The organism is Mucilaginibacter sp. NFR10 (assembly GCF_900100445.1).
Lineage (GTDB): Bacteria > Bacteroidota > Bacteroidia > Sphingobacteriales > Sphingobacteriaceae > Mucilaginibacter > Mucilaginibacter rubeus.
The window spans coordinates 720,604-741,473 of record NZ_FMTV01000002.1 but is presented as its reverse complement, the minus strand read 5'-3'; the positions used below and the strand labels follow the sequence as shown (position 1 = coordinate 741,473).

Annotated in this window: 15 protein-coding genes and 1 riboswitch; of the genes, 12 read left to right on the top strand and 3 right to left on the bottom strand. The window is 45.8% G+C overall.

Annotated features, from left to right (window positions below; genetic code table 11):
• Positions 1-41 precede the first annotated feature (41 nt).
• Positions 42-2,447 carry an outer membrane beta-barrel protein gene (locus BLP33_RS10920; protein ID WP_090527535.1) on the top strand — a complete coding sequence of 802 codons (2,406 nt, stop codon included), beginning with the start codon at positions 42-44 and terminating at the stop codon, positions 2,445-2,447.
• Between the two features lie 266 nt (positions 2,448-2,713).
• On the opposite strand, the gene BLP33_RS10915 is transcribed toward BLP33_RS10920, so the two are convergent.
• Positions 2,714-3,643 carry a rhodanese-like domain-containing protein gene (locus BLP33_RS10915; protein WP_090527531.1) on the bottom strand — a complete coding sequence of 310 codons (930 nt, stop codon included), beginning with the start codon at positions 3,641-3,643 and terminating at the stop codon, positions 2,714-2,716.
• A gap of 286 nt (positions 3,644-3,929) precedes the next feature.
• Positions 3,930-4,021, top strand: a riboswitch (TPP riboswitch).
• Positions 4,022-4,086: 65 nt separating this feature from the next.
• Between BLP33_RS10915 and thiS the strand changes: the two genes are divergently transcribed.
• Genes thiS through thiD form a run of 8 tightly spaced genes read left to right on the top strand, consistent with a single transcriptional unit; the run spans position 4,087 to position 11,229 of the window.
• Complete coding sequence (thiS, locus tag BLP33_RS10910; RefSeq protein WP_090527528.1) at positions 4,087-4,290, top strand: sulfur carrier protein ThiS; 204 nt, start codon at positions 4,087-4,089, stop codon at positions 4,288-4,290.
• Between the two features lie 17 nt (positions 4,291-4,307).
• Positions 4,308-6,191, top strand: coding sequence for a phosphomethylpyrimidine synthase ThiC (gene thiC, locus BLP33_RS10905; protein ID WP_090527525.1), 1,884 nt, complete (start codon positions 4,308-4,310; stop codon positions 6,189-6,191).
• Positions 6,191-6,799 (top strand): thiamine phosphate synthase, encoded by a 609-nt coding sequence (locus BLP33_RS10900; protein WP_090527522.1) that lies wholly within the window; start codon positions 6,191-6,193, stop codon positions 6,797-6,799. Before thiC ends, BLP33_RS10900 begins: the two co-directional genes overlap by 1 nt.
• Positions 6,796-7,440 (top strand): thiamine phosphate synthase, encoded by a 645-nt coding sequence (locus BLP33_RS10895; protein ID WP_090527519.1) that lies wholly within the window; start codon positions 6,796-6,798, stop codon positions 7,438-7,440. Before BLP33_RS10900 ends, BLP33_RS10895 begins: the two co-directional genes overlap by 4 nt.
• A gap of 10 nt (positions 7,441-7,450) precedes the next feature.
• Complete coding sequence (locus BLP33_RS10890) at positions 7,451-8,218, top strand: thiazole synthase (protein WP_090527516.1); 768 nt, start codon at positions 7,451-7,453, stop codon at positions 8,216-8,218.
• Positions 8,211-9,323 (top strand): 2-iminoacetate synthase ThiH, encoded by a 1,113-nt coding sequence (thiH, locus tag BLP33_RS10885; RefSeq protein WP_090527512.1) that lies wholly within the window; start codon positions 8,211-8,213, stop codon positions 9,321-9,323. Before BLP33_RS10890 ends, thiH begins: the two co-directional genes overlap by 8 nt.
• A 4-nt stretch (positions 9,324-9,327) precedes the next feature.
• Positions 9,328-10,389 carry a HesA/MoeB/ThiF family protein gene (gene moeB / locus BLP33_RS10880; protein ID WP_090527510.1) on the top strand — a complete coding sequence of 354 codons (1,062 nt, stop codon included), beginning with the start codon at positions 9,328-9,330 and terminating at the stop codon, positions 10,387-10,389.
• A 9-nt stretch (positions 10,390-10,398) separates the two neighbouring features.
• On the top strand, positions 10,399-11,229 hold the full coding sequence (thiD, locus tag BLP33_RS10875; RefSeq protein WP_090527506.1) for a bifunctional hydroxymethylpyrimidine kinase/phosphomethylpyrimidine kinase: 831 nt from the start codon (positions 10,399-10,401) through the stop codon (positions 11,227-11,229).
• 139 nt (positions 11,230-11,368) lie between these two features.
• Here thiD and BLP33_RS10870 read toward each other — a convergent pair whose 3' ends face one another.
• Positions 11,369-13,657, bottom strand: coding sequence for a TonB-dependent receptor (locus BLP33_RS10870; protein WP_175489991.1), 2,289 nt, complete (start codon positions 13,655-13,657; stop codon positions 11,369-11,371).
• Positions 13,658-14,011: 354 nt separating this feature from the next.
• Here BLP33_RS10870 and BLP33_RS10865 point away from each other — a divergent pair, with 354 nt between their 5' ends.
• The gene (locus tag BLP33_RS10865; RefSeq protein WP_090527498.1) at positions 14,012-14,350 is read left to right on the top strand and encodes a zinc ribbon domain-containing protein YjdM; all 339 of its coding nucleotides are present in this window, start codon (positions 14,012-14,014) and stop codon (positions 14,348-14,350) included.
• Between the two features lie 36 nt (positions 14,351-14,386).
• Here the strand turns inward: BLP33_RS10865 and BLP33_RS10860 are convergent, their stop codons facing one another.
• On the bottom strand, positions 14,387-15,295 hold the full coding sequence (locus BLP33_RS10860) for an AraC family transcriptional regulator (RefSeq protein WP_090527495.1): 909 nt from the start codon (positions 15,293-15,295) through the stop codon (positions 14,387-14,389).
• Positions 15,296-16,141: 846 nt separating this feature from the next.
• Here BLP33_RS10860 and BLP33_RS10855 point away from each other — a divergent pair.
• Together BLP33_RS10855 and BLP33_RS10850 are read left to right on the top strand one after the other, a co-directional pair.
• Positions 16,142-19,258: a SusC/RagA family TonB-linked outer membrane protein gene (locus tag BLP33_RS10855; RefSeq protein WP_090527492.1), complete on the top strand. Its 3,117-nt coding sequence runs from the start codon at positions 16,142-16,144 to the stop codon at positions 19,256-19,258.
• A 19-nt stretch (positions 19,259-19,277) separates the two neighbouring features.
• On the top strand, positions 19,278-20,843 hold the full coding sequence (locus BLP33_RS10850) for a RagB/SusD family nutrient uptake outer membrane protein (RefSeq protein WP_090527489.1): 1,566 nt from the start codon (positions 19,278-19,280) through the stop codon (positions 20,841-20,843).
• The last annotated feature ends 27 nt before the right edge of the window (positions 20,844-20,870 follow it).

Genomic DNA, 20,870 nt, shown 5'->3' with positions numbered 1-20,870 from the left:
CCTAACCCTGATTATCTTACGGGATTATTAGGATTGACTGAATGACCCGTACACTTTTACTCTTTCTACTGGCCCTGTTACCCCTGGGCGGCTTTGCACAGCAGTTTACGCTGATAGTTGTTAAAGAAAACGCCCAGCCCGCCGATGGTGCTACCGTTAAACTGATACAGGCAAACAAACAGGCCAGTATGATCGTAACTAACGCCCGCGGCCAGGCCAGGTTTCAGAACATTGCGCAGGGAGCATTCAGCTTCTCGGTAACTTATACGGGATATCAGCCCCAAACCACCCGCAGCTATACCATTGCGGAGAATATTAAGCAGGATACCATCCGCATACAAGCCCTGAGTACTGTACTGAAAGAGGTGAACATCACTGCCAAAACGCCGCCGGTAGAGGTGAAGCAGGGAAAGGTGATCGTAAACGTTGATGCTTCGGTTACGAATGTGGGGGCCACGGTACTGGAGGTATTGGAGAAATCGCCGGGGGTAATGGTCGACCGTAATGGCGGCATTGCTTTACAGGGCAAGCCCGGGGTGCTGGTGATGATAGACGGCAAGCCTACCTACCTCTCCGGCGCCGACCTCAACAACCTGCTCAGCAGCATGAGCTCCACCCAGGTGGCGCAGATTGAGCTGATTGCCAACCCTACGGCCAGGTATGATGCCAGCGGCAATGCGGGGATCATCAACATTAAAACCAAAAAGAACCGGCAAAAGGGTTTCAACGGGTCGGTTACGGCCACGGCGGCGCAGGGTGTTTACTTCAAAACCAATAACACGCTCACGCTCAATTACCGCGCCGGGCGCGTCAGCACTTTCTTTAATTACAATATCAGCCGGCAAAAATACCTTACCAACCTGTACGCGCTGCGCAAATACACCGGCGCCGACGGGGCGACCACCGCAACGCTGGACCAGCCATCGCACTTCACCGGCACACTGCTGAACAATACGGCCAAAGCGGGGCTGGACTATGAAGTTTCGCCTAAAGCCACGGTTGGCATTGTGCTTGGCGGAACCATGATCCACCGCGAGGGTAACAATACGGCTTCGGCGCGCTGGCTCAACTCCAGTGGTGCGGCAGATTCGGTCATCGCTACCGATAACGCCAATAACAGCCGGTTTAAAAACGGCCAGGTGAGCCTGAGCCTCCGCCATGCCATCAGCAAAAACCAGGACATCAGCGCTGATGCCGACTGGCTGCACTACAACATTACCAGCGACCAGAATTTCAACAACCGCCTGCAAACCACCGGCGGTTATAACGAATCTACACGCGCCAACATCCCCACCACCATCAACATATTCACTGGCAAAGCCGACTATACGCTTAAAACCGACAGCGATGGCCAATTTCAGGCGGGCTGGAAATCGGCACACAGCAGTACCGATAACTCCGCCGGTTACCAAAACCTCAATGCGGGCCAATGGACTGATGACCTGACCCGCAGTAACCATTTCCTTTACAGTGAGAACATCCACGCGGTTTACACGCAATGGGAGCGCAAGCATAAGGCCATTTCCTATCAGGTAGGCTTACGTTATGAGCATACCGATTATCACGCCCATCAACTGGGTAATGTGCTGCAAAAAGATTCGGCCTTTTCGCGCAACTACGGCAGCTTTTTTCCCAGCGGCTATTTCAGTTACCAGGCCGATACTGCAAATAGCTTTACTTTAACGGTAAGCCGCCGCATTGACCGCCCGGTTTACCAAACGCTTAACCCATTTTATTTTATCATTAACAAGTACACTTATCAAACGGGCAACCCTTATATTTTACCCCAATACAGCTGGAACCTGGAGCTGAGCCATCAATACAAAAACCTGCTCACCACCACGGTATCTTACAGCAATATCAACAACTACTTTTCGCAGATCTTTTTGAGCGACCCTACCCTTGCGGGCATTTTGCTGTATACACAGGGCAACGTGGGGCGCACGTATATCATCGGCATATCCGAAGCTATCACGGCCTCCCCCACCAACTGGTGGACGCTAACAGCACAGGCGCTGTACAATTACAAAAAGCTGAGCGGTTTTAACGGCAATCATTACACATCAGATATTAACCAGCTTAACCTCAACGCCAGCAACCAGTTCACCATTAGCAAACGTTTTACAGGCGAGGTATCGGGCTTTTATACCACCCGCGCCCGCAATGACGTGCAGGAACGGCTATACCCTACCGGGCAACTCTCGGCAGGGCTGGGCATGTCGGTACTTAAAAAGAAGGCGACCCTGAAGTTGAGCATGCGCGATATATTCTATACCAACGCCATGGAAGGCTTAACGCAGTTCCCTAACGCTACCGAATATTTTAAAATTAAACGCGATAGTCGCGTAGTAGTGCTTGCGTTCACTTATCGGTTCGGCAAAACCTTCAAAACGGCCAAGCGCGACAACGGAGCAACCGATGAAATGCAGCGTGTGGGGAATGGGTAAAAACCCCACCCAAACCCTCCCCGGAAGGGAGGGCTTAAAAAAATGCAGATCAAAAAAGTCTCCCCTTCCGGGGGAGATTTAGCGGGGGCTTATTGCTTTAATCTTGCGGTCGTTTGCAACAAGCGCTGATATTGCTTTTATGTAGAGACGCATCACATGCTTCTCCCATAGGCCAGGCTGCTTAGCAGTTCATGAACATCAGGCATCTGTATGCGGAAGACGCATATGATGCGTCTCTACATTAAACAATTGAATTTGAATAGGCTTCAAAGAAATGTAACCTGCTGGCCTGATTGGGCCCATGCATCAATCCCTCCTACTAAAGGCCGGATGCGCTTCAGGCCAACTTTACGCAATTTCTCGGCATATCTTGCAGCGGTTATTTCATTGGGGCACGAACAGTAAATAACAATCTCCTTATGCCCGGCATATCGGTCGGCAATATCATTAAAACTGTTTTCGTCTATGGGAACTGAGCCCGGTATAAATCCATTTCTTGTGCGCTGATCTATCGGACGTGCATCAAGTATCACAGGGTTCGATTCTCCGTCAATCAGTTCTATCAAATCATTCACAGTTAACCTATCCGTTTCAAACTGCCTGATAAGGCGATAACGACGCAGCCATTTGAACAAAAGGTATAAACCGAACAACACGACGACAAATAAACCGCCCATCGTGCCATAATGACTTAATGCAGCGATCAAGCCATCAACCTGGTGCCGAAAAACTGCACCCAGCGTCACCGCCGCGCCGAGATAGATAAGTGCTGCGATAGATGAAAAAAACACAAATAATGTCACCCGCATTGCATAAACTCCGGCAACAACAGGTGCCAGTGTTGACAGCCCCGGAATAAATTTAACAATGGTTAACGCAGGGGCGCCGTAGCGTTCAAAAATATCGCCGGTACTGCGAACACAGGTATCCGGTGACATAGAAATTTTACATAATTTCCCAAGGATCCCTGTTCCGTATCTCTTCCCGGCAAAATATAATATAAGGTCGCCTGCTAAGGTACCCAGTGATCCGGTTAAAATGAGTATGATGATATTAGCTTCGGTTGCAGGCGTTACAGCAGTAGTTACAATCAATACTGCAAATGCAGGCAGCGGCAATCCAACACTCTGTAAAAGAGTGATCAAAAATACCAGCCACAGCCCATAGATTTGTATTAAATCAACTAATGCGTTCATACTCAGTTGCAGCTAAGATAAGACACTTATTTTTATTGACCGGCCCGATTTTGCCGATTAACAATTATTTGACATCAGGTTGAGAGTAGTTTATTATTTTATGGATTTTGAGTTAAGCTGACGATAATTTGCCTGATGCTTTCAAATTATTTTCGTCAGCATTAACACAATTCAATCACTTGATATTCAATACACTTACACGTTAAAACAAATTATCATCAGCAGTAACCAGATAGTCTTAACATAAAATTGATTTGGATTAATCAATTTTATTCCTTTAGCTTTACTGCAACTTTAGGGGTGTCCTGACGGACTGAGATAATACCCTTTGAACCTGATCCGGGTAATGCTGGCGAAGGGAAAAGTGACGACGACACTATTGGTGTTGTTTTTTCTTTCCTAATACGGGGACATTCCTACAGTTGAAATTTTAATGCAACGTAATGGAAGTAACCGTTAATCAACAAAATTTTATTGTGCCTGATAACTGCAATGTGCGGGCTTTGCTCGCTGATGTCTTGCAGCACCCTGACCGGGGGCTGGCCATTGCCATCAACGAAGCTATTGTTCCCAAAACCCAATGGGAAAACCACAAGCTCAATCGGGGCGATAAAATCATCATTATTAAAGCCACCCAGGGAGGATAAACACCCAATAGCCTTTTATGAAAACAGAAAAAACACCTACAGCACAAGCCATCACGCAAACACCGTTTCCGGCGTCGCGTAAGATTTACGTTAAAGGACAATTGCACGACATTGACGTGGCCATGCGCGAAATAAGCCTGAACGACACCAAACTACATGGCCGTTTTGGCGAAACCGAGCCCAACGCCCCGGTAACTGTTTACGATACCAGCGGCCCTTATACCGATCCAAACATAGCCATCGATGTTAAAAAAGGTTTACCCCGCCTGCGCGAAAAATGGATCACTTCGCGTGGTGATGTCGAGCTGCTGGATAGCATATCATCAGCATATGGCCGCGAACGCTTAAACAGTAAAGAGCTTGATCATTTACGTTTTGGCTACCAAAGTAAACCTTTCCGCGCCAAAGCAGGCATGAATGTGTCGCAACTGCATTACGCCAAAAAGGGCATTATCACGCCCGAAATGGAATACATCGCCATACGCGAAAACCAACGCATCGATCTGCTGAAAGAACAGTTGAACGGGCAATATGATATAATGAGCCAACAGCACCAGGGCCATAGCTTTGGCGCCAACACACCTAAAGGTTACATTACGCCCGAATTTGTACGACAAGAGGTAGCCGCCGGTCGCGCAGTTATCCCATCAAATATCAATCACCCCGAAAGTGAACCGATGATCATTGGCCGTAATTTTTTGGTTAAGATCAACGCCAATATTGGCAACTCGGCAGTTACCTCGAGTATTGAAGAAGAAGTAGAAAAAGCCGTTTGGGCATGCCGCTGGGGCGCCGATACCATTATGGACCTCTCGACAGGTAAAAACATTCACGAAACCCGCGAATGGATCATCCGCAACACACCTGTACCCATAGGTACCGTGCCTATTTACCAGGCGCTCGAAAAAGTGAACGGCAAAGCCGAAGACCTTACCTGGGAACTGTTCAGGGATACGTTGATAGAACAGGCAGAGCAGGGTGTTGATTATTTCACCATTCATGCTGGCGTTTTACTGCGCTATGTGCCTTTAACGGCCAAACGTATTACGGGCATCGTATCGCGCGGTGGTTCTATCATGGCCAAATGGTGCCTGGCCCATCATAAAGAGAATTTCTTATATACGCATTTTGAAGAGATCTGCGAGATCATGAAAGCGTATGATGTCGCCTTCTCGCTGGGCGATGGCTTGCGCCCCGGCTGTATTGCCGATGCCAACGATGCCGCGCAGTTTGGCGAGCTGGAAACCCTGGGCGAGCTGACCAAAATAGCCTGGAAGCACGATGTGCAAACCATTATTGAAGGCCCCGGCCACGTACCCATGCACCTCATCAAAGAGAACATGGAGAAACAATTAAAGCATTGTTCTGAAGCGCCTTTTTACACTTTAGGTCCGTTAACTACCGATATCGCTCCGGGTTATGATCATATTACTTCGGCTATCGGCGCTGCCATGATCGGTTGGTTCGGTACCGCTATGTTGTGCTATGTGACCCCTAAAGAACACCTGGGTTTGCCCAACAAAAAAGATGTTAAAGACGGCGTGATCACGTACAAAATTGCTGCCCATGCTGCCGATTTAGCCAAAGGTCATCCCGGTGCGCAGTATCGCGACAATGCGTTGAGCAAGGCACGTTTCGAGTTCAGGTGGGAAGATCAGTTTAACCTGTCGTTGGATCCGGATACGGCTAAAGAATTTCATGATGAAACCCTGCCTGCCGAGGGAGCCAAGATCGCGCACTTTTGCTCGATGTGCGGGCCAAACTTCTGCTCGATGAAAATAACCCAGGATGTGCGCGACTTTGCCAAAGAGAATGGTGTTAACGAAGCCGACGCCCTAACCCGTGGCATGGAACAAAAATCAAAAGAGTTTGCCGAAAAAGGCAGCGAAATATACCTGTAATGGAATTGATCGTGATATCGGCCCCGGATACTGTGACGGATGAAGCACAAATAATCAATCGCTTGTTCGGGGCCGGGTTACAGCGCTTCCATCTGCGCAAACCGGATTGGAATCTCGATCAATGTACCAATCTGATTACTCAGATTGACCAGGCCTATCATCATGCTATAGTTTGTCATCAGCATCATAGGCTGGCCAAAGTTTTTGAGATGCACTATTTACATTATCCCGAAAAGGATCGTATCAAAAGCGACCACCTGGATTTAAATATTCAGCTTAATCAGGGTTACCGATTGAGTACTTCGATACATGATGTTAGCGCCACATCCTCACTAAAACATTTTGAGTACACATTTTTAAGCCCGGTGTTCAACAGCATATCCAAGCCAGGTTATCAAAGCATGCTGCCTGCCGGTTTTTGTTTAGACCGTAATAAGTCCGGACCAAAAATAATAGCGCTTGGCGGCGTGGATATAACCAATTTAAACCTGCTAAAAAAAATGAATTTTGACGGAGCGGCGGTTTTGGGTGCTATCTGGCAAGATCCCAAGCAGGCTGTTTCCAATTTTATAAGCATTAAAAAACAAACCGAACAATTAAATCCATGATTGATAAACTGCATTATATCTCTCAACAATCTCAAAATGGCACGCACCTTAGCGCTATCAAAGCGGCTTTGGATGCGGGCTGTAAATGGATACAGTTGAGGGTTAAAGATCAGCCCGAAGACATCATTCTGCAATATGCCATCGAGGCCGTTAAACTTTGTGACGGGTACGGTGCCAGATTAATAGTGAACGACCATCCTGAAATTGCAAAAAAGGCGGGTGCCCACGGGCTGCACCTGGGTTTACAGGATATGCCCATACAACAGGCCCGTCAGATTGTTGGCCATGATATGATCATCGGTGGTACGGCCAATACATTTGCGCATGTAAAACAGCGCGTTGCCGAGGGCGCCGACTATATCGGCCTTGGCCCTTACCGTTTTACAACTACCAAACAAAAGCTGAGCCCTATTTTGGGGCTGGACGGTTATTGGGATATTATGGATCAGATGCGTCTTGCAAATATGAGTATCCCGGTAATCGCTATCGGCGGCATTGTGCCGGCCGATATACCGCTGATCATACAAAGCGGCGTATATGGTGTTGCGCTGTCCGGCGCCATCACCCACGCCACCAACGCCAGGCAAGTGGTTTCGGAATTATACCATCATTTAAATCAACCTTCGTTTAACGAAGCTTAAAATCAACACTATGTTAACCATCGCTGATAAAACATTTCAGTCGCGCTTATTTACAGGCACCGGCAAATTTAACTCGCCTGCCATGATGGAGGAGGCTTTGCTGGCCTCAGGCTCTGAACTGGTAACCGTAGCCCTAAAGCGTGTTGATGTAAAAAACAACGACAACGACGATCTGTTGCTGCGTTTAAAATATCCGCATATTAACCTGCTGCCTAATACCTCAGGTGTGCGGAATGCTAAGGAGGCTGTGTTTGCCGCCCAACTTGCCCGCGAGGCGCTGGAAACCAACTGGATAAAACTGGAGATCCATCCCGATCCCAAATACCTGATGCCCGACCCTATAGAAACCCTAAAAGCTACCAAAGAACTGGCGAAACTGGGTTTTATAGTATTGCCCTATATCCATGCCGACCCCGTATTATGTAAAAGGCTTGAAGAAGCGGGTACTGCGGCCGTGATGCCTTTAGGATCGCCGATAGGTAGTAATAAGGGCCTTAAAACCATCGATTTTTTAGAGATCATCATCAGCCAAAGCAGCGTACCCGTTATTGTTGATGCGGGTATAGGTGCTCCGTCTGATGCAGCCAAAGCGCTTGAAATAGGCGCCGACGCCGTACTGGTAAACACCGCCATCGCGGTATCAAGTAATCCAGTACAAATGGCCGAAGCATTTAAACTGGCCGTTAAAGCCGGCCGGATGGCTTTTGAAGCAAAACTGGCACAACCGGTATCACATGCTATGGCAAGTAGTCCACTTACTTCTTTTTTAGATGAGTAGTTTTAACGACATTTTTGAAACCTATAACTGGGATGATACCAAGGCCAGCATCTACGCTAAAACCAGCGCGGATGTTGAACGCGCCCTGGCCGCAGATAAACGAACATTGGAGGATTTTAAGGCCCTGGTATCACCTGCTGCAGCGCCCTACCTGGAGCAAATGGCGCGGATCAGCCAGCGCCTGACCCTGAAACGTTTTGGCAAGGTGCTGCAGATGTACGTGCCGCTTTATCTATCCAACGAATGCAGCAACATCTGTACTTATTGCGGCTTTAGTTACGATAACAAGGTAAAACGCAAAACGCTTTCGCCAATGGAAATTATGCAGGAAGTGGCCGTTATTAAAGAGATGGGCTATGAGCATGTATTACTGGTAACCGGCGAGGACAACGTGAATGTGCATGTTGATTATTTTAAAAAAGTGCTCGAACTGATCAGGCCTCATTTTGCCCATATCTCGATGGAGGTGCAACCGATGGATCTGGAAGACTATCAACAGCTAACGCCTTATGGCCTCAATACCGTGCTGGTATACCAGGAAACTTATCATAAAGAGGATTACAAAAAACACCACCCCAAAGGCAAAAAATCAAACTTTAAATACCGGGTGGAAACGCCCGACAGGTTGGGCCTGGCCGGGATCCATAAAATGGGACTGGGCGTTTTAATAGGTTTGGAAGACTGGCGCACTGATTGTTTTTTCACCGCGATGCACCTTAACTACCTCGAAAAAAAATACTGGCAAACTAAATACAGCCTCTCGTTCCCAAGGTTAAGGCCTTTTAGCGGCGGCCTCGAGCCAAAGGTAGAAATGAATGACCGCGAACTGGTACAACTGATCTGCGCTTATCGTTTGTTTAACGAAGAGGTTGAACTTTCGATATCTACGCGCGAATCTGCCAACTTTCGCAATAATATCATCAAGCTGGGTATCACCTCTATAAGCGCCGGTTCAAAAACCAACCCGGGCGGATATGCTGTTGAACCTGAGTCGCTGGAGCAGTTCGAGATCTCGGATGAACGCAGCCCGGCCGAGATTGCAAAGATAATTACCCAACAGGGCTATGAAGCGGTTTGGAAAGATTGGGATAGCTGTTTAACCTAAGAATATGCTTGAGCGTGAAGAATTGAAACGGTATAACCGGCAGATGATATTGCCCGAGTTGGGCCTGCAGGGACAAGAAAAACTAAAAGCAGCCCGGGTGTTGATGATAGGTGCCGGCGGATTAGGTTGCCCCATTTTGCAGTACCTGGTAGCAGCCGGAGTAGGCACCATTGGTATTGTGGATGATGACATGGTTGATATCAGCAACCTGCACCGGCAAATATTATATGCTGCCGCTGATATTGGCCAGCCAAAGGCTTTGATAGCCAAGCAAAAACTAAACCAGCTTAACCCTTTTGTAGAGCTGATAACATATACAGAAAGGATTACCCTTGCCAACGCCCAACAACTGATAACCGGCTTTGATTTGGTGATAGATGGCTCTGATAACTTTACCACCCGCTATCTGGTGAATGATACTTGCGTCACCCTTGGCAAACCGCTGGTATTCGGATCGATATTTAAATTTGAGGGACAGGTATCGGTGTTTAATCATCAGGGCGGCACCGGCTATCGTGACCTATTTCCTGAAGCGCCACCAGAAAATGAAGTACCCAACTGTGCCGAAATTGGTGTTATTGGCGTGTTACCTGGTATAATAGGTACTTATATGGCCAACGAAGCCATTAAGTTGATTTGCGGTATTGGGGAGCTATTATCAGGCAAACTGTTAACCCTGAATGCGCTTGACAACAGCATCAGTATTTTCAAAATTTCTGCCGCAACGCCTTCACTCCCGGTTAACATTTCTCAGCCGGTTGAAAGTGACAAAGTTATAAATGAAATCGACGCCGACACCTTTAAAAAATGGAGGGCGGAAACACCCGACCAAATTTACCTGGTTGATGTGCGTGAAACCTATGAATTTGACGATGAAAATATAGGAGGAATAAATATCCCGCTTTATGAATTGGAAGAACACGCTAATATTTTTCCAAGCGGTAAAAAGCTGGTATTTATTTGCCAAACCGGCCAACGCAGTAAAATAGCGGCTCAGCAAACCAGGTCTTTGTCGGGGATAGCAGCCTTCAGTTTAAAAGGAGGAATTAACGCTTTTAACTTTTAAAACGCGCTTATGCAGTATTATCAATATTGTTCGGTATTAACCATTGCCGGCTCCGATAGCGGCGGCGGTGCGGGCATTCAGGCCGACTTGAAGACCTTTGCCGCCCTGGGTTGTTACGGCACCTCAGCCATTACTGCCATTACCGCGCAAAACACCCTGGGAGTAACTGATATTCACGTTATTCCACCGGCAATGGTGCAAAATCAGATCAGCGCAGTAATGAGCGATATCCGGCCTTTGGCAGTGAAGATCGGGATGCTGCCAAATGCGGAAACTGTGCAGGCGGTAGCCGATGCTTTAAAAAAATACGAACCGCTACCCATCATCCTCGACCCAGTTATCAGCTCAAGCAGCGGAAAACAACTGGCAAATAACGAAGCATTGCTTGCCATGAAGGAGCTACTTTTTCCAATGGTAACCCTGCTCACGCCAAACCTGAATGAAACAACTCAACTAACGGGCAAACATGCCGGCAATGTTGATGATATGATAAACGCGGCAGAAGCATTGTTAGATTTAGGTAGCCAGGCCGTTCTTGTAAAAGGCGGCCACTTAGATGGGCTTGAACTCTACAACGTATATGCTGATCGGCAAGGTGTAAGAAAAACTTTCGCTTACCCTTTTATAAACTCCTTAAACACACACGGAACAGGTTGCACGCTGGCTTCAGCTATCGCAGCTTATATAGCACGAGGGCAATCCATAACCGAAGCCATTGCTTCGGCCGGGAGTTACGTTAGTATCGCCATCAAAGAAGGGCAGAATGTAAAGACCGGCGAGGGCTGCGGCCCTCTTAATCATTTTTTTAAGCCTCGTAAGTTGGCGAAGCTCAATTTCTGAAGGCATATATCGCTGCTTTTCAGGAAAACGTGCTTTTCATATGCCATTTCCCTGCATGCCCGGTTATCCGGTTAGGGACAGCACATCCACGATATATGCACTCACTGCCTGTATCATGGATGTGCTGATCAGCCTGTCTTTAATACCTTACTGATATACCAAAGTTAAACGCCGTGCCCCGGCCTTTTGAATAAAATCCCGGTTGCATGAACCATTGTGCACGTGCCGGAAAATAGTCTTCATTAAACAGGTTTTCAATGCCCAGGCTCAATCGGGTATTCTTATTCACTTTATACCCGGCAGCCACGTTGAACAGGTTATAGGCTTTTACAGCTCCTTCATTGCCATTGTAGATACCGGCAGCATTTTTTGCGAAACGGTTACGGTTGCCAATTCCTGTATAATTCAGGGTTATGTCCACCACCCGGATTGGTGAATAAATAACATTACCGGTAATCTTAGGAGCAGAGATTCGCCTGCCATTCAGGTAGGCATCTTGCGGGTCATTGTATTTCCCGTTTTGATTAACGTCCCTTTTTCCTTCTGTATAACTGTAACTACCGCCTATGGTTAACCGGCGGCTAAACATGTAACTGGCAGCTAATTCAAAACCGTATATTTTTTCAGGACTGCGCGCGGTATTAAATAAGCCGGTGGCCGGATCATATAATACCTCAATTCCCAACTTAGAGGTGCTTTGATAGGCTGAAGCTGAAAATACCAGGTTTTGATAACGGCTTTCAAAGCCCGCCTCATAATTATTCACTTTAACAGCATCGGTATTGATCTTATTAATGCTGTTCACCCTGGCATCGCGTAAAGCTAAACCGATGTCCATTACAGAAAAACCCTGGGAGAAGCTTATATAAGGGCTGAACAGTTGAAAACGATTATACTTTAAACCGGCATTAAACAAAGCGGTATTATATTTCAATACGCCGCCCGTTACATCAAATGATGGAGTTACCGTAGCACCGCTTGCATTGGTGATGCGTAATGTACGATAGTTGTCGACATCAATGTTAACACGTTCATACCGGAACCCCGTTTTGAACACCAGGTCCCGAATGATCATTAAGTCAGCTTGCGCAAATGGCGCCAGGTTGGTCATGTCCATGGTCGGTACCCAAACATGGCCGTCTACCAGCGGTTGTGAGGTTTTGTCTTTCAGCAAATCTATACCATAAGACAGGTTAGCGTTCAGCGATGGACGGCTGACCAGTGGAGTTTGGAGGAATAATCGTATGCCTTTTTTATCATTATGTGCTAATGACTGGCCATCGCCGCCATCAAAGCGACCTAAGGACACATAAAAAACATCCTGGCGTTTTTCATAATAAGCGTCCGCGTTTAGGCTCGTATGAGCGAAAAGATTGTCAACCTTGTAAGATAAATGCAGGTTGTGATTGTAAGCCGCCCCGGTAGGAATGCCCGCCGGTTTACCAAGTACACCGGTAGCTTTCTGACCTGTAGCCAGGTTGCCGTTCACCAGCGTAAAGTTGCTGTTCTGTAAGCTGCTATAATAGTTATATACCAATTGCAACCGCTGGTTACGCGTTGGCTGATAACCCAGTTTAGCAAAGGCATTATAGGTGTTTGTTTCACCAAGGCTGTAGTTGGGCCCAACCACATCGCCCCTGGCATCTTTGTATTCTCCGGTTTCTTCTGCCATGCCGCTTGCTACATAATCAAATTTCCCTGTTTTGCCATAAAACATCTGACTGATGCGACCGCCTACCGAATTACGTACTTTCACCAGTGAGCCGTTTAAATAAACGTCGGTTTTACCGGCAAACTTTGCCGAAGTATCAGGCACCAATGTTACATAGTTAACCAGGCCGCCGGCGGCACCATTACCGTAAATGGCCGTTGCCCCTTTTACGACTTCAATTTGCTGCAATACAGACGGGTCAATAGACCGCAGGTCCACCTCAGCATTTCTGAGTGGTGACGACTGGCTCACACCATCAATCATAACCAGCATGGGACGCCCCCTTAAGTTTTGACCAACATTACTGCCCGATTGCGCTGTCGGGGCAAAGCCGGGTACCTCGTTTGCCAGGATGCTGGTCAGGTCCGGGTTAACAGCAATCTCATTATCGAGTTTCTTTTTTGAAACGATGCTCACTGTTGATACAATATTCCTGGGGCTTTCCGGTCTTCTGGTTGCGGAAATTACAACCTCACCAAGCGCCTGGCTGGCTTGCTGTAAACGCCAGTTAATAGCCGTGTCGCGCGTTAAAGCAGGAAGTGATACCAATATGGGCTGATAGCCGACGGCAGAAATTTCTATTGTCAGTTGCTGTCCTGCCGGTACAAAAGCAGTGAAGCGCCCTTTGGCATCACCACTTATCTGCGCGGTTTTCAACTTGATTGTGGGATAGGCCACTCCAGACACGGAGTCGCGGACGCTACCTTGTATTTTCACGTTTTGAGCTGATGCAAAACAGGATAATAATAAAAAACAGGTCGTAATAAAGTGTAATGGTACATGTGATTTCATCAGATTAAATTTTGCACGAAAGTATTTATTTAATCTAATTCTAAATAATAAATCTTAAGAAACCCTATTAAGTCATATAGTTAAGTCAATATTAAAACTGGCAAATAGCATCTCACATATCAGGGTTTCGGCGAAACTATTTCTATAGATTACTGTATGGCAGGTCTGTCTTCCGATTCCTTATTTCAATTGTTTTGCCTGGAAAAAATGTATACAACATGGCCGAATGCAAATCTTTTAAAATTTTATCTTTGCCGATGAAATCAAATACTACAAAAGATGAGTGAACTTGCCCCCTGCCCAATATGTAAATCTCCCTATGCTTATGAAATGGATAACCTGCTCATATGTCCGGAATGCGGACACGAGTGGAACCCGCAAGATAATCCTGTAAGTTCAGATCTGTTTGTGGTGAAGGATAGCAATGGAAATATTCTCCAGAACGGGGATACGGTTGTTACCATAAAGAACCTGCCGGTACGTGGTTCTTCTCAAAGTATAAAAGCCGGGACCAAGGTTAAAAACATCCGTTTGGTTGACAGCGATCATAACATTGATTGTAAGATAGATGGGTTTGGCGCTATGGCATTAAAATCAGAGTTTGTTAAGAAAGCATAATTTTTAAAAAATACAGCCCAAAGCGGGTAAACGTACTTATTTAATGGAAGGAGATCGGCTTTTACGGTATTCTTTTGGGCCGTATCCCATAGTTCTGTTAAACAATCTTGAAAAATAAAGAGGGTCGTCGATGCCAATGCGAAAAGCTATTTCACGTATCCTCAATTCCGTGAACTGCAAGTACTGACAGGCTTTTTGTATTTTAAGATGATTAAAATAATCTATAGGAGAAAATCCTGTGGTTTTCTTAAATAATGCAGAATAATGACTCACCGATAGGTTTACCGAGGCCGCGAGCTCAGCTAAACTTAGGGTCTTATCCAGATTCTTCTGCATAAATAAAATAGATCTGTCCTGCGGCTGGGAGTGTGTGTTTAAATTCGTTTTATAATATTTGTCCCTAAACAAAAAAGAACTTAAATATTGCAGCAACAGTAAATTGACGTAAGTAAGATTTTCTGTACTGTACCCCTGTTCTAAAAATACGTAAAGCTTGTCAAAAAGGGCGATCCGATCACCGTCAAATTCGATGCTGTACCGGAAACTCTGATCCCTTACATAAATTTGCTCTGTTATAGCATCCGCTTGCGGGCCTTTAAAGTGGCACCAGTAAATTGTCCAGGGGCTGGTTTCATTTGTTTCATAAAAGTGCTTAACACCATGAGGAATAACAAAAAAGTCGCCGGGCTTGATCTCATAAGTATGAGTGCCTATCTTAACCATCCCTTTTCCGTCAACGCAGTAAATCAGGATATTTTGCCCCGCACCTGTATATCGCTCCCTGCGATGAAATTTTGCCTTGGGATAGTATCCAATATCCGTTATAAATGCTCCTTGTATAGCCGCATTTCCCTCACAAAACCGCTGTAATATAGTTTTGGGTATCACGATCGCTCGCTGACCTTCAAAACCATCTTTTTTGTAACTTGCTGAATATGTGTTCATTTGATTTATTTAAATCCTATCGCGGGTTACACATGTTTGCGAATGCAGACATGCTGTGTTAAAAGGCGAATAGATACTGTTTTGCCACAGCCGTTATCAATGCCGGATACTGACATTAAAAGTAAAATTTCTGAACGGTTGAATTTCATAAATCCATTAAATTATTATCTTTTAAAATACTGCCCTACCCCATTTTTTTGGATATGGACAGGATTTGATATTCATTGATTTCAATCTGTAATTGTTAGTCGGTCAACATTGGTATTCACAAAAATATTTAATAACAGGGCATTCTATATAGATGAAAAAATTAAAAACATGGACTATATCACTATCGCCGGAACGTTAAAACACTTTACGTTCATTGCGAAAATAAGGTCAGGCTTTTATAAGAAACAAGCCTGATGAGTACCCCTGATTCGGCTATTTATGGCAAACTTTTGTGCTTTTTATCAAACAGGACGAACTGAAATCATTTAACATTTGTTTCATTCCCTTCAATTTTCTCCTTCCTATAATTTAATGCGCCACTACGCATTCATTTTAATCAGCAATGTCACATTCGAAAGGCTCTGACATACCCTATAATTAAATAGTAAAATTATCCATATAGAATAACCAAACTCATGAATGCCCGCCTTCCGTTTTTAACTAAAAGAATAAAATAACGCCATATGGCTCCAAATGGCAGAAAAAAGGCATAGGTTTTTATTATCCAATAAGGAGCAAAACAGCTTAATGCAATAACAATCAGAATATTATCCATGTATTACATCATATCGTCTATACTCAACGATCCGATTGCCATTAGATTTGTCATCCTTAATAACCCAAAATAACCCAATTATGAGAACAAAATTTACACTAACATTAGTGTTATTGTTACCACTTTGCAGCCTGGTTTTCGCCCAAACCAAAGCCTTAAAAGGACGTGTAACAGATAACACGCATCAAACGCTTATTGGCGTAAGCATTTTGCTTAAGGGCACAAAAACCGGTTCTGTAACCGACGCAGCCGGTCAGTTCCAGATCAGAGCAAGCAAAGGTGACATACTGGTATTCTCCTACCTTGGTTTCCAGGCCAAAGAGGTTCCGGTGGATGACAGAGAAACTTATGAGGTAACACTTAACCCTGCCGACAATCAGCTTAATGAGGCCGTGGTAATTGGATACCAAACCATTACCCGCAAAAGCGTAACTACAGCGGTGTCCTCTGTCGGGACTAAAGACATTGCCCCTACCACCACCAGTAATGTTGCAGATGCTATTCAAGGTAAAGTACCCGGCCTGCAGGTATTTCAGGGGGGCGGCAATCCCGGCGCGCAACCGAAGCTGCTGATCAGGGGCTTCTCCACAATCACAGGGTCCAGCGATCCGCTCATTGTTGTTGACGGCGTGATCACCTCATTCGGCGGCCTTAATGACATCAACCCGTCAGATATTGATAAGATCGACGTGCTGAAAGATGCGGCAGCTACTGCTATTTATGGTTCCCGTGGCGGAGCCGGTGTTTTGCTGGTTACCACAAAAAGAGGGAAAGAGAAAACGCAGATCAATTTTAACGGAACTTCGGGCATGAACTATTGGGTGAACCCGAAACTTGCACAGACAGACGAGTTTGTAAGCCATTACCGCCAGATCTATGCTAATAACAACCAGACCCTTCCGGCCAATGGAACGGTGACAGGTGTTAATACTGATTGGTGGAATGAGGCAACCAAAAAAGCTTACACACATAACTATAATGTCAGCGCATCCGGATCAAAAAACGGGCTCACCTTTTACGGAAGCGCCGGGTATTTTGATCAAACCAGCAACTTTGCCGCACAGCGTGGTACTGCTGACTATCAAAAAATCACCACCAGGTTTAACATCGATTACGAAATTTCAAAAGTATTTAAATTTGGTGTTAGCCTTGCACCGCGTATGGAGCGATATGGCGACGGTGGCGGCACAAGCCTGTTCAACATCATGTCTATTGCACCCAACGTAGCGGCAACCAGATCTGCTGCCGAGACGCAAACGGCTGTTAACGCTTATGCAGCAACCAATCCGAGCTGGAGCTTCACTGCCTATAACCCGGTTTACAGCCAGTTTACGCGTTCCAATTTTAATAATATCAATAATCCATTAGCTGCCATGGCCCGTGATTTTAACCAATCACGATTATTCGGCACACAGGGTTCCTCCTATCTTGAAATCAAACCAATTAAAGGCCTGACATTAAGAAGCAGTATTTCCGGCTTTTATAACTCGATAAACCAGACTAATTACCAACCTAAATATTACATCGATCCGCAAGACCGCAGTGATATATCAGGCGCATCCCAAAACTCGGTGATCAACTACCGCTGGCAATTGGATAATACGATCAATTATATTGGTAGTATCAACAAACATCATTACAACGTTTTGATAGGCCAGTCTGCCGATAATTACACGTATAATAACACTTACGTGTACCGCCAGGATATTCCTTATGATGCGGAGCCTTATCACTACATTTCTGCCGGCGCAACGCTTGCCGACGGATCCGGCTCTCATCAACCCGGCGCGGGGCCCTTCGGTAAAATGAGCTCTTACTTTGCCCGCGTATCTTATGATTTTAATGAAACCTATTTCATTGCCGGCTCTTTCCGGGCAGATGGTTCATCAATGTTATCACCCGCCAACCGCTGGGGTTATTTTCCAACCGTTTCAGGTGCTTATGTGATTTCAAACGAGTCATTTATGAAGAACATCAAATGGCTGAACTACCTCAAATTGCGCGGATCATTTGGCCGTGTGGGAGGCAATTTGCCAGGCTCGCCAGGCGCATACGAAAGTACTCTGGGCTTATCAGATTATATCAATGGCGCAAACAGCCGGGTTTATGGTTATGTTCCCTCTAATGTACCAGACCCAAATATCAAATGGGAAACAACACAGGACGTGACCATCGGCTTTGATGCGGACTTCTTCAATAATAAATTATCCATAACTGCTGATAAATACTGGCGCTCGCCTAAAGATATGTTGCTTTACCTCCCGGTACAACCCTCGCTGGGCTATCCGCAGGGATATATCCCAACAGTTTATACTAACGTGGGTACCATGCGTACCAGCGGTTGGGAAGCAGCCATCAATTATAAAGACAAAATCGGTGGTGTTTCTTTCGGTATCGGTCTTACAGTACAGCATTTCATTTCCAAAGCGGTTGACCTGAAGGGACAGATCCTGTATGACGAAATATCCAATGACGTATTTCAGTCTACCCGGAGGACCAAAACCGCTGCAGGTGATATTTTAGGCGGTTATTACGGTTATAAGGTACTCGGTGTTTTCCAAACAGCCCAGGACGTACAGAACTATAAAAGCCCTAACGGCACTGTATTGCAGCCTAATGCGAGGCCCGGCGATTTTATGTACGCGAACGTTAACGGCGATAATACCATTGATTTGAACGACCGGACATCGATCGGAAATCCATATCCTAAATTATCATCGGGCTTAAACCTTCAGGCTTCTTACCATGGCTTTGATTTCCGTATGGAATTTTATGGGTCCTTTGGCAATAAGGTAGCTGATGATTACCTGGTAAGGATGAACCCCATCTACGGGTATAACTTCATCAGCGGTAAAGAAAATAAATTTTGGACAGGTCCGGGCAGCACGAACAGTTATCCTGTGTTGAGTTTGAGTGATCCAAACGGCAATTTCTCTAAAAACTCCAGTTTCTTTATCAAAGATGGCACCTATGTACGCAATAAGTTATTGCAACTGGGTTACACCGTGCCTGAAAAAGCGTTGGGCGGCCGGGCAAAAGTGCGGATTTACGTATCTGCTCAAAACCTCTTCACCATTACCAAATATGACGGATTAAACCCTGAAGTACCATTTGCGGGTGTACTGAGGTATGGCATTGACAACGGACAGAACCCGATCCCCAAATTCTTCAATATCGGATTTAACGCGAATTTTTAAGACTTAGCAGTAAACAACAATGAAACACTTGAAATATATATTGCTCGTACTGGTTATTGCCGGCATGAGCGCTTGCAAAAAGACTTTCCTGGATCAGGAACCTTATGGTAACGCTATACAGGCCAATACTTTTTATAATACAGTTGATGAAGCCAGTGGCGCAACGATTGCTTGCTACAAATACATTGACTTTGACGACTGGTGGCAGACGCAATGGTGGAAGCAAGTAGGCGGCGAGGCCGCCTCCGACAATGAGTGGATCGGTATTAACGGTGGGCAAGGCACGGCGGTACAGGCCGCGCATTACACATTAAATGCCGAAAATGATCGTATTGAGGCACATTGGATCGAAATCTACAAAAGCATTTATATTTTTAATGCTACCATTGAAGGCATTCAGAAATCGCAGATTGACGACCCTACCAAACAGAAGCTTATCGCCGAGATCAAGTTTCTGCGGGCTTTCCAATATTTTGAGCTGGTAAGAAACTGGGGCGGGATTCCGCTGATCTCTAAGACACTGGGCCCTCAGGAAAATACCTACAGCAGGACCAGCGCCGCCGATGTGTACAATTTCATTAAACAAGATCTTAATAGTGCTATTGGCATTTTACCAAATAAATCCCAGTATAGCGCCACAGATAAGTTCCGCGTATCAAAGGGAGCAGCGCAAGCACTGCTGGCCAAGATCGACCTGTATACCGAAGATTGGGCAGGAGCTCAAAATCTGACCAGCCAGATCATCAGCTCTGGTGAATACAACCTGGAAACGTTTTTTGGTAATATATGGCAAACAACTAATCATAACGGACCTGAGTCTATTTTTGAAATACAGTACCAGTATTCTACCCAATATCCAAACCTGGGCAACATTTTTCCTACAACCTCCATGCCTGGGACCGAAGGCGGATGGGGATATTTTACGCCAACCAGCGATCTTGAAAATGCCTTTAAATCTCAGGCAGACAGTGTAAGGTTAAACTGGACGATCATGCGCCAGGGCTTCCCGGTTGCCGGCGATCCGGCCAATACCTCATTCAATGCCAATCCGGCACAATGTAAATCTGCCAGGTACAACCGAAAAGTTTATGTACCTCGCGGTGAAAGAACACCGAACGGCCGCTTTTCAAAAGATCATATTTACCTGAGGCTGGCAGATGTTTACCTGATGAATGCTGAAGCTGCCGCTATGCAGCAGCAGTCGGCCCAGGCTTTACAGTCAATGCGTGCGGTTAGGAACCGCGTTGGCCTCACTACCGATATGACACTTACCGGCTGGAACCTCATCAACGCTGTGCGATTGGAGCGCAGGCTCGAAATGGCCCTGGAAGGAGATCGTTTGTATGACATCAGGCGATGGAAAGATCAAAGCGGACAACCGGTGATCAACAGCATTTTAGGACCGAACGGAAGTTTTGTTAAATACAATACGCAACAAAGCAAAGACCCATATGAAACTAAGAACCTGAACGAACCTCAAAATAAGGGTGCTAATTTTATTGCAGGAACACATAATCTATGGCCTATCCCATCAAAGGAAATTATTGCCTCGAACGGAAAGATTACACAAAACCCGGGATATTAGCAAATAGCCGCCGGCATGCCGGCGGCT

Coding starts and splice junctions, on each gene's coding strand:
- BLP33_RS10920 (WP_090527535.1), top strand. CDS start 42: ATGACCCGTACACTTTTACTCTTTCTACTGGCCCTGTTACCCCTGGGC.
- BLP33_RS10915 (WP_090527531.1), bottom strand. CDS start 3,643: ATGAACGCATTAGTTGATTTAATACAAATCTATGGGCTGTGGCTGGTA.
- thiS (WP_090527528.1), top strand. CDS start 4,087: ATGGAAGTAACCGTTAATCAACAAAATTTTATTGTGCCTGATAACTGC.
- thiC (WP_090527525.1), top strand. CDS start 4,308: ATGAAAACAGAAAAAACACCTACAGCACAAGCCATCACGCAAACACCG.
- BLP33_RS10900 (WP_090527522.1), top strand. CDS start 6,191: ATGGAATTGATCGTGATATCGGCCCCGGATACTGTGACGGATGAAGCA.
- BLP33_RS10895 (WP_090527519.1), top strand. CDS start 6,796: ATGATTGATAAACTGCATTATATCTCTCAACAATCTCAAAATGGCACG.
- BLP33_RS10890 (WP_090527516.1), top strand. CDS start 7,451: ATGTTAACCATCGCTGATAAAACATTTCAGTCGCGCTTATTTACAGGC.
- thiH (WP_090527512.1), top strand. CDS start 8,211: ATGAGTAGTTTTAACGACATTTTTGAAACCTATAACTGGGATGATACC.
- moeB (WP_090527510.1), top strand. CDS start 9,328: ATGCTTGAGCGTGAAGAATTGAAACGGTATAACCGGCAGATGATATTG.
- thiD (WP_090527506.1), top strand. CDS start 10,399: ATGCAGTATTATCAATATTGTTCGGTATTAACCATTGCCGGCTCCGAT.
- BLP33_RS10865 (WP_090527498.1), top strand. CDS start 14,012: ATGAGTGAACTTGCCCCCTGCCCAATATGTAAATCTCCCTATGCTTAT.
- BLP33_RS10860 (WP_090527495.1), bottom strand. CDS start 15,295: ATGAACACATATTCAGCAAGTTACAAAAAAGATGGTTTTGAAGGTCAG.
- BLP33_RS10855 (WP_090527492.1), top strand. CDS start 16,142: ATGAGAACAAAATTTACACTAACATTAGTGTTATTGTTACCACTTTGC.
- BLP33_RS10850 (WP_090527489.1), top strand. CDS start 19,278: ATGAAACACTTGAAATATATATTGCTCGTACTGGTTATTGCCGGCATG.